The sequence below is a fragment of the Vibrio sp. 811 genome (assembly GCF_033339195.1).
On the sequence record NZ_JAWOUB010000005.1, the window covers coordinates 1 to 14,443 of the forward strand.

Here is a 14,443-nt window from a genome sequence, read left to right on the forward strand (position 1 = left end):
TCTTTTAGTTGTTGATTTCATAACACTCTCCAATTTTGGGGGTAGAAAGTGTCAACCTTATTTAGGACGGCACAGTGTTTACCATAAAAGCTGCGCTTTGAGCGCAGCTTTTTTGTATAGAACTAGTCACTGATATCTGGCAGTTGTTTGGCCATTACCACGCCAGCAAAAGTAATAAAAGAGAACACTAACACCACAGCTGAAAGGCTCAAGAAGTTCGACATAACACCAAGAGAGCTCATTAGAAGCAGCATTATCCCAACCACTGTGTTACTCACGGCTACATAGCTCGTCCGTTTGTCACCTTCTGCGATATCAACTAAATAGGTTTTTCGTCCGACTCGTATTCCGTCGTGGGCAATACAAACACAAAAGTAAAGCAGAGGAATCACGAATAGGAAGCTTTGGCTAGCGGTGACCCATGTATCGTAAACAAATAACACAACACCAAGTAGCGCGCTCATCATTGCGCCTATGACCATCACACTGCGGCTAGAGCGATCGGACATTCTTCCCCAGAAAGGACCTGACACAAAGGAGGCTAAGCCACTCGCAAACATAAAGAGAGCTAGCACCCAGAGCTGTCCACCCAGAGATTGCTGTGCCAGCACAACGTAGTACGGTGCACTCAGCGCAGAACATAAAAATAGTGTCCGCGTGATAACGAATCGACGAAAGGTCACGTCTGTCTTAAGTAACGCGAGTTGTTTAAATGCTTCGAGGACGCCATTTCGACCACCGTCTACCTCACCGGCATACTCATTAATTCGCGCATAGACGAATGCCGCGATGAGCCATATGACGCCCGCTAAGCCTAAACTCAGACCGTAAAAGCGCTCTGTCGGCTCTACGTCCCATAACCAGGCTAGTGCCAGAAGGCTAGCGAAAAGCAGCGTAACCAGGCCAGCAGCGCTTGAAGACCAGCCGTTGACTTGACCTCGTTGGTTTTTAGGGATGGTTTTGCCCAATACATCTTTTGATGCGACGGAATTTAAACCGCGTGAGAGGCTGAAGATCACAAGACATGCAATCACACCATAACCCGCAGCTGCTCCTGTTAGAGTTAATGCGACCAATCCGATTGCAAATATGGAAAGAGCCTGCAAGATGCTGCCAATTACCCAGACCCATTTTCTTACTGGAATGCGTCGGATGTAGTGCGCGATGCTAAGTTGTGGGATAAGGGATCCTGACTCACGAATAGGAACCAGCCAACCAATTAAGTAAACCGGAGCCCCGAGACTTTGTAGTATCCACGGCAACGTGACTTTAGGGTTGATTAACGCATCGCCGACCTTCGTTAAAAACTGAGCGAGAATGATTTTAAGAAAGTTGCCGGGAACTTGATGACAAGCTGATTCAGGAATCGCCTTACAGGCACGGGCATCTTCGTCATTAACGATCTTTTCGTAAATGCTGTTTTGTTTGTCCTTGTTCATCAACCTGCCTATGTTCAACTTATTCATTTCGCGAATAAATTAACATTAAACCCAGTTTGATGTTAAGTGAAGCACGTTATCAAGCCCCCAGAAAACCGGTTGTTATTCGCAGGAGCAGATTGTGCTAAAGTGGCGTAAACAAAATAACAACGATATTCAATAAGGATTCTTTCATGGACGCTCTCGATCTTTTGCTCAATCGCCGATCTATCGCGAAGTTATCCGCGCCTGCACCAGAAGGTAAAGCACTTGAGAACATCATTCGTGCAGGCCTTCGTGCGCCTGACCATGCGGGATTAACCCCTTGGCGTTTCGTTATCGCACAGGGCGATGGTTTGAAAAAACTGTCAGATATCTTGGTAAAAGCGGCAGAAGCTGAAAATAGTGATGAAGCGGTGGTAGAAAAGGTAAAGAATGCCCCATTTCGCGCACCAATGGTGATCACTGTTATTGCTAAAGTAACAGAACATGAGAAAGTACCAGCACTAGAGCAACACTTATCTGCGGGATGTGCTGTACAAGCGATGCAAATGGCAGCCGTAGCGCAAGGCTTTCAAGGGTTTTGGCGCTCAGGTAAGTGGATGTTCCATCCAGAAGTTCATCAAGCATTTGGTTTAGAAGGTGACGATGAGATTGTTGGTTTCTTGTACTTAGGCACGCCTGGTTGTACACCGATGAAAGTTCCTGAGCGTGATCTTTCTCAGTTTGTTGAGTTTCTATAACTGAAAACTCGAATATACTGACTGTTTATTTATACAGTTTTTCTTGATTTATTAGGGCTACATTCGATAATGTGGCCCTAATTATATTTATTTCCAAAACGTTATGTCTCGTCTGTTTATTGCTGAAAAACCAAGTTTAGGCCGTGCGATTGCCGCTGCACTGCCAAACCCTCAAAAGAAAGATCAAGGATTCATCCGCTGTGGGAACGGGGATATCGTTACTTGGTGTATCGGCCACTTACTCGAACAGGTCGAACCCGACGCTTACGATGAGCGTTACAAAAAGTGGAATATGGCAGATTTACCAATTGTTCCGCAGCAATGGCAGCTCAGACCGAGGAAAAGTGCAAGTAAGCAATTAACAGTGATTCGTAAATTGCTCAAAGAAGCTAAAGAAGTCATTCATGCAGGAGACCCAGATCGAGAGGGTCAGCTGTTAGTTGATGAAGTTCTGGACTATTGCAAGTTATCTAAAACCAAGAAGGAATCCACACAGCGTTTGCTGATTTCCGACTTGAACTTACCTGCGGTGAAACGCGCACTCAGTTCTATGCGCAGTAATCGCGAGTTTATCCCACTTTCAGTTTCTGCATTGGCTCGCTCTCGGGCTGATTGGTTGTATGGCATGAACATGTCTCGTGCTTATACCTTGCTTGGTCAAAAAGCAGGGTATCAAGGTGTTCTCTCGGTAGGGCGAGTGCAAACGCCAGTTCTTGGCTTAGTGGTGCGTCGTGATGAGGAAATCGAAAACTTTGTCCCGAAGGACTATTTTACCCTACATGCTCTGATCCCATATCAAGATGCCAATGGTACTTTTGATATTCGTGCTCGTTGGAAGCCAAGTGAGGCATGCAAGCCTTGGCAGGATGAAGAAGGGCGAGTGTTAAACCGTAAGTTAGTGGAAAACGTTGCAAACCGTATTGCAAATCAACCCGCGAAAGTGACGGAGTCGGAACAAAAGCAAACCAAGCAATCAGCACCATTACCTTATTCATTATCTGCTTTACAGATCGATGCAGCGAAGCGCTATGGTATGAGTGCGCAACAAGTACTAGATACTTGTCAGGCATTGTATGAAAAGCACAAGCTGATCACTTACCCGCGTTCAGATTGTCGCTATTTACCGATGGAACACTACTCACAAGCAGGGACGGTGACAACTGCTATTGCGAACAACGCAAAAGAGTTGCAAGGTGCGGTTCAGGGAGCAGACTTAACATTAAAGTCCAAAGCCTGGAACGATAAAAAAGTGGATGCGCACCATGCGATTATCCCTACACCGAAGCAAGCTAATGTGAATGCGCTTTCCGGCAATGAGATGAAGGTGTATCAATTGATTGCGCGCCAGTACCTCATGCAGTTCTATCCGGCGGCGGTTTACGCAGAAGCGAAATTGGTTTTCGATATCGCTGGTGGTACGTTTGTCGCGAAAGGTCGTCAGTTAGTTTCGCCGGGTTGGAAAGCGCTAATGGGCAAAACTGACAAGGAAGATGAAGGTATTGATGCCGTGCCACCGCTACCCGAAGGCACCGTGTTAACTTGTCGTGAAGGGGAAATAAAAGACCGAAAAACCGAGCCACCAAAGCATTTTACCGAGGCATCGTTGTTGCAAGCGATGACCGGGATCGCCCGTTACGTTGCGGATAAAGAACTGAAAAAAATCCTTCGTGACACTGATGGGCTAGGCACGGAAGCGACTCGCGCTGGTATTTTGGACACGCTGTTCAAACGCCAACTGCTTACGCGTCAAGGTAAGTCAATTCTCAGTTCTCCTGCGGGAAGAGGTCTCATTCATGCCTTGCCAGAAGATTCAACATACCCTGATATGACGGCTCATTGGGAGCACCAGTTACAAGGTATGGCAGAGAGAAATCAAGCATATCAGCCGTTCATGCAAGCACTGGAACAACGCATTGATAGCTTGATGGCACAAGTAAAAGCAGGCCCTATCCCTGATTCATTACGTCATCTACCCAAGGTGGAACGTCCTGCGTTTAAACGTAAAAAGCGCAGTTATTCAAAGAATGGTGGCGCGACTAAATCTCGTGCAACCAAAGGTAAGCAGGCATAGGACAAGCGCGGCGTAATTAAACTCCGCGCATGCTTGAAAATAGATTACTCGAACAGATCACCGTGGTTTTGGATCGCACCTCTTACTTCACCTTGAGTTAACACGCGTTTGTCCAGTACCTCTTTCACCTGGTTGCCCAAGTCAACTAATGTATCTCGATTCGCTTGAGTTTGGCGTTTACCAGCACTTCTCAAGCAGTAATTTAGTTCGTGCTCTTCGCTAAAATTAACCAAATCCCTATCTGCTGCCATCGTGCTTTCTCCTTATTTGTTCTACTTTTTCCTAAGTCTGGATTGGATGTAGATAAATTCAAGTTAGATTGCGCGAATTATGCTGGTGGATCACTGATGAACATTATGTTTGCCAACCAAGTCACGATTATGAAGCCTGGCTTTGATGGTATTTGGTTTAGTGATGGTTGTGTCTTAATGCTGCTACCAAGGTAACTCAGTACCATCGTAGTTAATAAATCGACCTGAAAGCTGCGGTGTGCTCAGTTCTATCACGTTCGCGAGGCCCTGTGCGGAGGTTTGCGTATCTATCAATGCATTTGGCCCACCCATCGCCGTTTTTACCCAACCAGGGTGAAGCGCTAAAACGGTAAATCCTTCAGGTGTTAAATCATTACTCAAGCTTTTCACAACCGAGTTAAGCGCCGCTTTCGATGAGCGATAAACATAGCCGCCGCCGGACGTATTTTCGGTCATACTGCCGACTTTTGATGAGATACAAGCAATCTTTTTCATCTTGCCTTGTTGTAAGCGAGGGTAACAGTACTCAACCAGTTTTAACGGAGCAATGGTGTTTACTTCGAAGACTTTACGCCATGCTTCTACGTCAGTGTTTCCAAAGCCATATCCCTTGGGGCCGTAATATCCTGCATTATTGATGAGTAAGTCGATGGCAGGGAGTTTATCGGCAAGCTTAGCGACTTGTTCGTAGTGAGTGACATCCAGTTCGTGCAAAACCAGATTGCTGAATTGTGAGGCTAGAGTTTGTAGTTCTGAACTGTTCTCTAAGGAACGGCTAGTAGCATGTACTTGGTGGCCTTGCTTCAGGTACAGCTCAGTTAAGCTAAGGCCAATGCCGCGATTTGCTCCGGTAATAAAGACGGTTTGACTCATACAAACACCTATGTTTTTTTGATTTCAGTTGAAAGTCATTGTGTTAGCTAAGCACAATAAAATCAACCAACCACCACGCACCAACAACGAGAGATGAAAATAGGGACAGAGCACAAAGAGAGCCAAACAGTGCGCCGAGAATAGCAAAGAAAGTAGAATTCATATGTATATTAAATTTAATTGATATTGAAAATCATTATCAATTAAATTGCATTTTATTCAACCCTTGAAGTTGATACTATTTCGTTACCATTGTTATTAAGAATTTCTCATGCTGCCACTTATCTACCACCCGATTTATTCTCAACTTGAGTTGCCAGAGGGGCATCGTTACCCAATTATGAAATACCAGTACCTCTATGAATCGGTATTGGTGCATATAGAGAAAGATAACTGGAAAGAGCACGCGCAGTTTTTCCAGCCCGAAGCATTAACTGTTGGGGAAGTAAAACGTGTTCATGACGAGGAATACGTCGAGTTACTTGTTAGTGGAAACATGCCAGCTGCGAAGATGCGCCGAATAGGTTTTCCTTGGAGTGAGTCTCTCATTACCAGAACGCTAACTTCAGCAGCGGGCACGGCTCTGACCGCAAAAAAGGCACTTGAGTACGGTGTGGCCATTCATTTGAGTGGTGGGTATCACCACGCACACAAAGAGTTTGGCAGTGGTTTTTGTTTATTTAATGACTTAGTGATCGCGGCCAGGCAAGCGCTCGAAGTCGAGCATGTCGATAAAGTATTGATCATTGATAGTGATGTTCACCATGGGGATGGAACAGCAACTTTATGTGACGATGAGCCAGATATCATCACGCTTTCTTTCCACTGTGATAAAAACTTCCCAGCGAGGAAGCCTCAGTCTGACCTCGATGTGCCTTTGGTGCGAGGAACAGGTGATGAGGATTTTTTAATGGCGTTTAAAGAAGTGGTCGATATGGCACTTAATCTTCATCGCCCTGATTTGGTTATCTACGATGCTGGTGTCGATATACATCAAGACGATGAGCTTGGATATTTTGATGTGTCGACGCAAGGGATTTTAGAACGTGATAGATTTTTAATGCAAACAGTGAAATCTCGAGGTATCCCTGTCGCAGCTGTCGTTGGAGGTGGATATCGAACGAATCATGCTGACCTCGTCCCAATTCATTTGCAGCTTATCAATGCCGCTAAAGAAGTCTTTATTGATGAGTAGATACAACTAGACGTAAATATCAAATTGATTCAACACTGGAACGAACGAAAAGGGCATTAATTTTTTGTGGGTTCTTTCTGAGTGTGGCGGAGTGCTTAGTTGCGTTCAAGAAGTGATAAGTGATTTGTACAAATCTTTTTAAGTCTGGAGATGCGAAAAAGCCCGCTAATTTCTTAGCGGGCTTTTTCTAAAAGTGGCGGAGAGATAGGGATTTGAACCCTAGATACGCTATTAACGTATGCCGGTTTTCAAGACCGGTGCTTTCAACCACTCAGCCATCTCTCCGTTGTTGAGGCGCATAATATAAGGCTTTGAAAATGTTGTAAACCCCTAGTTGAACTGATTGGATGTTTACTGCGCAAATTTGTGGTTTGTGTTGTTTAAATAAACAAAAACTCCCCAAAAAGGGGAGTTTGAATAGTATATGGATTGCTAGGTATTAATCGTTTTTAGAATAAAAACGCTGTAACTCAGTTAAACCTTGCATCAAAACTGGCAACTTCGGTGCATCATCTCGAAGTCGTTTGTAGTTTTTGTCATACAGCTTGTAGTTGCCAAACTTATCGATCACTGTGGTTTGTGAGCTAGTAATTAAGGCAAGCTCGCGAGTATCGCCCGCCAAGATCCAGCGACGACGACTTTCATCGAATAGGTTGCGACCACTACTGTAATCATATGGGTTGGAAGATACGCCGAGCATATCTTGCAACAGTGTAACTGAGAGGTCCAAGTGACTTGTGCTGTGATTAAATTCGCCAGCTAGCATTCCAGGCCAATGGATCACCATCGGAACTTGTAATTGATAACGGCTGTAGTTGCTGTTTGCTCCCCAGCTGTTCGTATTGGTTTCGTTAAATTCACTACCGTGATTAGAAGTGATGATTACGATGGTGTTTGTCAGTTGTCCCGTCGTTTCTAGTTCATCAATAATACCGGCGATAGTTCTATCCGCCGACTTCACTGCATATTCATAAGCTTTCTTGAATCGCTCACTTGCGGGCATTTCTTCGTCATTATTTGAAGGAATCGATTCAAAATTATCAACGGTGGTGACTTCGATGTAACTAAACCATGGCTGACTTGCTTTCTCTGCTAACCATGTATTCCAGTTTGCGATAGATTGTTTATCGGTATGAGCTTGCGTGCCATCTAGGTCTTCCGCTAAGTTCAAGTCGCGGAAAATAATTTCTGAGTAGAGATCATCTTCAAACCCACTGCCACTGAATAAACCAAAGTTGTAGCCCTGATCTTTCAGTACATCGAGCAATACTGGGGAAGCACCTTGCGCCTTGATGCTTGATGCATAACTGGTCGGTAAGCCATAGAACAAACCAAAGGCCCCGTATGTATCATTACTTGAGCTGTAATGATTACGGAAGTTCTGATTGTTTTCAGCAAACTCATAGAGGTTAGGCATCTCTTCTTGGTTCAGCGCATCCGCTCGTAAATTGTTTATGCTGATCATCAACACATTGAGCTTATTAACTCGGCGGTTAAACTCAAGCTTTTCAAGAGGGTAGTTGACTAACTCTACGTTGCCTTCGTTTTCTGCTAAACGTTTTAGGTATTCCTCACGGTCAAGTAGACCATGTTTTTCCATAAAACTCTTCGCTGTCATCGGGTAAGACAACGGGAAGTTTGAACGCTGGCTAGTAATTGGGTTGTAAAAATACGCATCTGCCCAAATGTAAACCAAATGGCTGGTCATAAAGCTGAGGAAAAAGACGGCCGCGAGAGGGCGTCCTACGTGCTTATGAGATAGTTTGCGCTGTTTTCGCCATACCCATTCGGATAGTGCGAGTTGAATAAGGAAGATCAGCGGCATCACAACAAATAAATGTTGTAGGTCAGTGCTGAGTGCACTTTTGTCTTCGCTGAATAGTAACTCCCAGACGACGGGAGTTAAGTGCAAATTGATCGACTGATACGCTTGGGTATCAATTAATAATATGGTTTGCCCAACGGTTGCGAAAATCACTGCCACCAAACGGAACAATTTCCGCGATGGCAGGATAAACGTCAACGGGAATAGAACAAGCAAGTAAAGTGCGAAAACTAGAAAGCCAAAGTGACCAACCCAAGAAACCGCCAGATAAAACTGACCAAGTAACGTCTCGGGCCAAGGAGACTGAACAATGTAGCGTGTGCCTATCAACATCGATGCAACGATATTGAAGAATGCAAACCAGTGACCCCAACCAACTAGTCGAGATACACGTTCGCCGTATGAGTTTCCGCTGTCTACCATGTATGTGTTCTATTGTCCGTGATTAGTGTGTTTTTGGTGTTTCTAAAGAAGACATTAGCGCCTGAGCAAATTTTTCAGCAATCGCTTTGCGTTGTGAAGCAGCAACACGTTGATTTAAGACATTGGTTGCGATATTTCCGGCAATCATTAGCGTCAACTCAGGAGAAGCAGCATGTTTTTCAAGAACTGTTGCTACTTCAGCAAGAATTTTTTCTACTTGCTCGTCAGTATATTTAGATGTAATCGGCATAAAGACTCTAATAATGATAGTAAAAGCGGCTTATGATAACCTACAATGCTCATCAACTAAAACCTTGTAGCAAGATAAAATCACTATGAGTCTTCATCTTTCAAACGTTATTCTGCATCAACTGTGCAAAAACGATCAGGACGAGCTGGTTGTAAACTTTCGTCCAGCATCATTAGAGAACGATGCATCTACAGAAAACTTAGTCGCTGAGCTTCACCGAGTATTCCATTCTAAAGCTGGTAAAGGTTTTGGCGCTTTCCAGTCAGACAGCGAATTTCAATTTTGGCTTCAAGAAATGCGCAAAGGAGAGCGAGATTTTTACGACTTCTCACAAATTAGTGCAAATCGCTTGAAAGAAGAGTTGATTAAGTACCCATTTGCGGATGAAGGTATCTTGGTTTTCGCTGAGTATCAGAGTTTAGCAACGGACTACTTGTTCATCGGTATCTTACCAATGAATCAGAGTTTAAAAGTGACCGAAGGTTTGGACATCAGTGCGACAGATTACCTTGATATCACCAAAATGGATATTGCCGCACGCATCGACCTGTCGAGCTACGAGACCGACAAGGAATCCAATCGTTATCTGCAATACATTAAAGGACGCGTTGGCCGTAAAGTGGCGGACTTCTTCCTAGATTTTCTGCAAGCGGATATTGGCTTAGATACTAAACAACAAAACTTAGTGTTGATGCAGGCGGTGGATGATTTTTGTGCTGACTCGAAGCTAGAAAAGCAAGAAGTGAACGAGTACAAGAAACAAGTTTACGACTACTGCAATGAGCAAATTAAATCCGGTGATGAGGTTCAAATCTCAGAGCTTTCCGGAGAGCTTCCTCAAAGCCAAGATGGCACGAGCTTTATGGATTTCACCAAAGAGCAAGGGTACGAGCTTGAAGAGTCTTTCCCAGGTGATCGTGCGACGGTTCGCAAACTGACTAAATTTGTTGGAGCTGGTGGTGGTTTGAATATTAGCTTCGATAGTCTCTTACTTGGCGAGCGTATTTTTTATGATCCAGAGACGGATACCTTAACGATTAAAGGGACGCCTCCAAATCTAAAAGATCAGTTAAGTCGCAATTAAAATCATATCGTTAAATAAAGAGAGCAAACGGCTCTCTTTTTTTATGTGAATAAGAAACATCCATAGTATATGCTTGTAATTAATGGAGATATGCGAGGGGCAAGTGTTGCTGAAGCTAAAAGAAGGAATACGGCGGTTTGTTTGGTTCTGGTTCGTTTTGTGGTGTGTTTTAGCACTTGGCATTTGGCTGCAAGCCAAACAAACGATTCAAACGATTTCGACTGTAAATGAGTTAGGAAGTAAAGTTGAAGAAGTCAGGCACTTTTTTAACTTCGATCTGCCTTACCGTGTTAAACACGTCGATCAAATTTCACTGAAACTTCAGTTGGCTTATGCAGTTCGCTTACAGCTTGAAAGTGAGTTTTCTGAAGGGAAAATCACACCAGACATCACTCAATTACTTTATACGACCGACCGATTTTTAGAAAGTGCTCGAGCTTTTGTAAGAAGTGACAGTGAATTGGTTTCGTTAGCAGAACAGTTACGAAGCAGCCGTGCTCGAACAGAAAACTCTGAGCAAATTCAGGCAATGTACTATCGCTTAGGTGCGCTTGTTTTTGAGTCTGTCTTTAGTGACTCTGCAACGAATAGCGATACTTACCGTGACTTAGACCGACTTTTTATTGAATCAGAGACGCTCTCTCCCGAAGAGCGAAGCGCTCTTCAGCGCCAGCTTGCTCAAACCTCAAGCGCACTATCTGCTCAGGCACAGGGCAGTTATTTATCCAATCACCTGCTTAATCCAGATTTCCCGAACCAGTTAACTTCGATAAATGATCAGTTGGAACAGAAGCTAATGACTTTTATTGTTTGGTTGTCTGTAATCAGTGGTTTGCTCCTTTTCCTCATTTCATGGGGAGCCTTCTCCCCAAAAACGAGTCAACCGATACGACTACCCAGAACCGATGATAAAAAGTCAGAGCAAGTTGGCGATGATGAAAATGGAGCTAACGCTGTTCCCTCAGCTCAGTCAGAAAATTTTCAAAACGTCCAAATGAACGAAGAAAGTTGTAATGAGGTGAATTCATCACAAGTGGAAGTAGTGGAACGTGAGCCGTACATAGATATCAATAAAATGTTAGATTCTCTGTCTGGTGACGAGGGCGCTGTGCGGATGTTACTGGAGGTCTTTATTCAGGACCACTCTGGCGATGGCACTAAAATGTATCAGCTGTTAGAAGAGGATAAAGAGCAAGCGCAAAGAGCCGCGCACAGTCTTAAAGGGGTCTCAGGGAGTTTAGGTGCAATGCCATTGCACTGTATTTCGGGTGATATTGAACTGTTGATTAAACAAGGGCAAAAAGTGCCGGAAGAGAAGTTGGCATGTTTAGATGATGTCCTAAAACAAACCATACTTTTTGCTAATAATGTTCTCAATAGTGAAAAGATAACAGAAGCGCTAACAGATTGATATTGCTCTGACTTAATGTCATAAGAGTTGAGGTAATAAAGGTTCGAACTATATGACTTAGTTCGCTTTATTCCTGTTCTATACAATTTGTTAAAGGTGTTTTCATGTCCGTTCGCCGAATGTCTTCAATGATGTTGATAGGGCTGGTTATGATGCTTTCAGGGTGCTCCCTGCTCGAAGTCAAGATCGAGAGTCAAACCGTCCCTCTTACCAAACAAGAGCTCAATATGCGTCTTTTGACTCGTGAGTATGCGCAGCAGTTTTTTGCTCAGGTTGAGCAAGCAGCAGACGCACTACACGAACAATATGAGCCTCATGATAAAGTTCATCAATCTTATATTTTACTTTGGAAGATAAATGCTGAAGAAGGCATCCAAGCTTCTGCATACCAAGTGTCCCCAATGGCTGCACTGATTGATACATGGACTTTCACGCTACAAATGGAACAGTTCTTTACTACCGCTTCTGGTAATGAGCTCTTTGCGTCTGATGAGGCTAAGTTAGTTTCCGTTTATTTAGCGAAAGAGGTAGATAAACTGGCTCAATCTTTATTGAAGAAAGAAGCATACATCAAGACAAAAACGTTTGTTGCAGAGTTCGCCAAGCAGCATCCATTCGCTGATTTAAGCATGATTAGGACTCCGGCTTACCGTAGGTGGTTAGATGCAAACCAAATTAGCGAAGAGGAAGCCGTTACAACGCTAGGCACGATGCCAGAAGCACTCGGGGATGTCTCTGATCGTCTAAGTCTGGTATCAGAGCAGACACCAAAAATTATGACGTGGAAAGCGCAGTTGTTGGCCTTGAATAGCTCTGCCAGTATCGAAAAAGTCAATGCGGCGCTCAATAGTTTGCAAGTTACCGCTGATTCGATGAGGGATTTTATCGATAACAACCCAGAGTACATGCGTTATTTGGCAGAACAAATGGCGCTGGAGTTACAACCTTTGGTTGACGATATCGATCAAAGGACGGAGGCGCGTTTATCTCAGTTGGGTGAAGAACGCCAAGCTATAGAGCTGATGGTTGCCAGAGAGCGCCAAGAAATCGCACAGATCATTACCCATGAGCGCGAGAAGTTTGCTCAAGATATGGATCGAGTGTCGCAAGAGGTTGTGAATCTCGCCATGACTAAGCTGATTGAACTTGTCAAAAGTACCATCATCTACTTTATTCTGTTCATTGCCGTTATATTCTTTGCACCGCTTGGATTGGGCTATTGGTTTGGGAAGCGTGCAGCCGTGAAAGCGCCAGTCAAACAAAGCTAACGATTTGTTTTGGAAATAAAAAAAGAGCGCTTTAAAGCGCTCTTTTTTAGTATTGAATTCGGAAGGGAGGTTCTTCCTATCTCTGCGAAGTTAAGCGGTTTGCTGCTTTAATTCGCCTTCAGCTTCTTCAACTGCTTCTGCTGTTGGTTCGCACTTATCAACAAACCAACCCATGTAAGAAGTGAAGATCGTTACGATGATACATACAAAACTCAGCCACATGAACGGGGCATAAGACAGTGTAGCAACACCCAAAATACTGGCCATGTAGATACCGTTGTCACTCCAAGGGACCATACCTGAGGTTAGCGTGCCGCCAAATTCTGCGTTACGAGACAAATTCTTACGTTTGTAGCCTAGACGGTCATAGTTCTTCGCACAGATTTTTGGGGTCAGAATAAGTGAAACGTACATCGCTGAACCAAATACGTTGCCCATAAAGGCCGTACCAATTGTGCTTGTTGCCAATGAACCTGCACTTTGAACGCGTTTTTCAAACAGCTTCGCGATAGTCTCTAGCACGCCTACTTTATCTAGTAGACCGCCAAAACCAAGGCCGAATACGATAACCGCTACCGACCCAAGCATTGAAGACATGCCGCCACGGTTAAGGATTGAGTCAATGAAATCTACGCCAGATGAGATTGCAAACGGAGCCCAAGCCGTGTTGAACGCGGTTAGGAAATCGACATCTTGGATCATCACTGCCCAAATAATACCTAGCAGAGAACCAAAACTGATCACTGGGAATGAAGGCATACGCATCGCTAGAAGTGACAATACGATGATCACAGGAACAAATGAGTAAGGGGTGATGTAGAACTGCTGTTCCATCGCTTTAATGACAGAGTCTACCTGGCTCATGTCAACTTGACCTGCGTAGTGGAAGCCAAATGCAGTAAACATAATGCCTGTAATAATGTAGCTAATGAGTGCTATCGGCAACATGCCTTTAATATGTTCCATCACTTCAACGTTAGACATAGATGAAGCAAGGATTACTGAATCCGATAGAGGCGACATTTTGTCACCAAAGTAACAGCCTGAAAGTACGGCACCTGCAGTGATTGGCGCAGGAACACCAAGACCTTGACCGATACCCATCATTGCAATACCTGCCGTGCCAGCCGCACCCCAAGATGTGCCAGTCGCTAGCGCAGTCAATGAACAGATGATCATGGTCGCGAGCAAAAAGATGGAAGGGTGGATTGCTTTAAGGCCGTAGTAAATAATGGTTGGAACAATACCACCAGAGATCCAAGTACCTACAAGCGCGCCAACGGCCAAAAGGATTAAAACGGCTCCAAGTCCATTGGAAATGCCATTTAGTGCTGCTTTTTCCAGATCTTTATACTGGTGGCCAAGCTTTATGCCCAATATCATGACAATGAACCAACCTATGTATAGCGCTAGCTGAATCGGTAGGTCTAGCTTGGCTGTGAACGAAAATGCCAGCAGGAGAAATAAACCGAGCGAGATAAATACCTGTATCAAGCTTGGTAGGCGTGGTGTAACTTGCTTCATATGTGCCTCTGTCAATCTTGGAGCAATAGAGGAAGGCGCTCCTTGTTGTAATCGCGCATAACATACATTAACAAAAATTATATTTCGAACATTTGGTGTTTTATCTT

Annotated in this window: 12 protein-coding genes and 1 tRNA gene; 6 read left to right on the forward strand and 7 right to left on the reverse strand. The window is 44.1% G+C overall.

The window, feature by feature from the left end:
* Positions 1-122 precede the first annotated feature (122 nt).
* Positions 123-1,439 carry an MFS transporter gene (locus tag R7Q46_RS10020; protein WP_025767195.1) on the reverse strand — a complete coding sequence of 439 codons (1,317 nt, stop codon included), beginning with the start codon at positions 1,437-1,439 and terminating at the stop codon, positions 123-125.
* A 173-nt stretch (positions 1,440-1,612) separates the two neighbouring features.
* Between R7Q46_RS10020 and R7Q46_RS10025 the strand changes: the two genes are divergently transcribed.
* The gene (locus R7Q46_RS10025) at positions 1,613-2,161 is read left to right on the forward strand and encodes an NAD(P)H nitroreductase (RefSeq protein ID WP_005380711.1); all 549 of its coding nucleotides are present in this window, start codon (positions 1,613-1,615) and stop codon (positions 2,159-2,161) included.
* Positions 2,162-2,264: 103 nt separating this feature from the next.
* Complete coding sequence (locus tag R7Q46_RS10030) at positions 2,265-4,232, forward strand: DNA topoisomerase III (RefSeq protein ID WP_137282282.1); 1,968 nt, start codon at positions 2,265-2,267, stop codon at positions 4,230-4,232.
* Positions 4,233-4,276: 44 nt separating this feature from the next.
* On the opposite strand, the gene R7Q46_RS10035 is transcribed toward R7Q46_RS10030, so the two are convergent.
* Positions 4,277-4,483, reverse strand: coding sequence for a hypothetical protein (locus tag R7Q46_RS10035; protein ID WP_005380717.1), 207 nt, complete (start codon positions 4,481-4,483; stop codon positions 4,277-4,279).
* A gap of 183 nt (positions 4,484-4,666) precedes the next feature.
* Positions 4,667-5,356 (reverse strand): SDR family oxidoreductase, encoded by a 690-nt coding sequence (locus tag R7Q46_RS10040; RefSeq protein ID WP_238970014.1) that lies wholly within the window; start codon positions 5,354-5,356, stop codon positions 4,667-4,669.
* Positions 5,357-5,627: 271 nt separating this feature from the next.
* Between R7Q46_RS10040 and R7Q46_RS10045 the strand changes: the two genes are divergently transcribed.
* Positions 5,628-6,551: a histone deacetylase gene (locus R7Q46_RS10045; protein ID WP_238970013.1), complete on the forward strand. Its 924-nt coding sequence runs from the start codon at positions 5,628-5,630 to the stop codon at positions 6,549-6,551.
* Positions 6,552-6,745: 194 nt separating this feature from the next.
* On the opposite strand, the gene R7Q46_RS10050 is transcribed toward R7Q46_RS10045, so the two are convergent.
* From R7Q46_RS10050 to R7Q46_RS10060, 3 genes are all read right to left on the reverse strand, one after another.
* A tRNA-Ser gene (locus tag R7Q46_RS10050) sits at positions 6,746-6,836 on the reverse strand.
* A 154-nt stretch (positions 6,837-6,990) separates the two neighbouring features.
* On the reverse strand, positions 6,991-8,799 hold the full coding sequence (locus R7Q46_RS10055; protein ID WP_005380721.1) for a DUF3413 domain-containing protein: 1,809 nt from the start codon (positions 8,797-8,799) through the stop codon (positions 6,991-6,993).
* 22 nt (positions 8,800-8,821) lie between these two features.
* Positions 8,822-9,049: a YejL family protein gene (locus R7Q46_RS10060; protein WP_005380722.1), complete on the reverse strand. Its 228-nt coding sequence runs from the start codon at positions 9,047-9,049 to the stop codon at positions 8,822-8,824.
* 85 nt (positions 9,050-9,134) lie between these two features.
* Between R7Q46_RS10060 and yejK the strand changes: the two genes are divergently transcribed.
* From yejK to R7Q46_RS10075, 3 genes are all read left to right on the forward strand, one after another.
* Entirely contained in the window at positions 9,135-10,133 is a 999-nt protein-coding gene (gene yejK / locus R7Q46_RS10065) for a nucleoid-associated protein YejK (RefSeq protein WP_005380723.1), read from the forward strand.
* A gap of 82 nt (positions 10,134-10,215) precedes the next feature.
* Positions 10,216-11,544, forward strand: coding sequence for an Hpt domain-containing protein (locus tag R7Q46_RS10070; protein WP_213872122.1), 1,329 nt, complete (start codon positions 10,216-10,218; stop codon positions 11,542-11,544).
* 104 nt (positions 11,545-11,648) lie between these two features.
* Positions 11,649-12,812: a chemotaxis protein gene (locus R7Q46_RS10075; protein ID WP_158156751.1), complete on the forward strand. Its 1,164-nt coding sequence runs from the start codon at positions 11,649-11,651 to the stop codon at positions 12,810-12,812.
* 90 nt (positions 12,813-12,902) lie between these two features.
* Here R7Q46_RS10075 and nhaC read toward each other — a convergent pair whose 3' ends face one another.
* Positions 12,903-14,336, reverse strand: a complete 1,434-nt coding sequence (gene nhaC / locus R7Q46_RS10080; RefSeq protein ID WP_005380726.1) for a Na+/H+ antiporter NhaC — start codon at positions 14,334-14,336, stop codon at positions 12,903-12,905.
* Positions 14,337-14,443 lie beyond the last annotated feature (107 nt).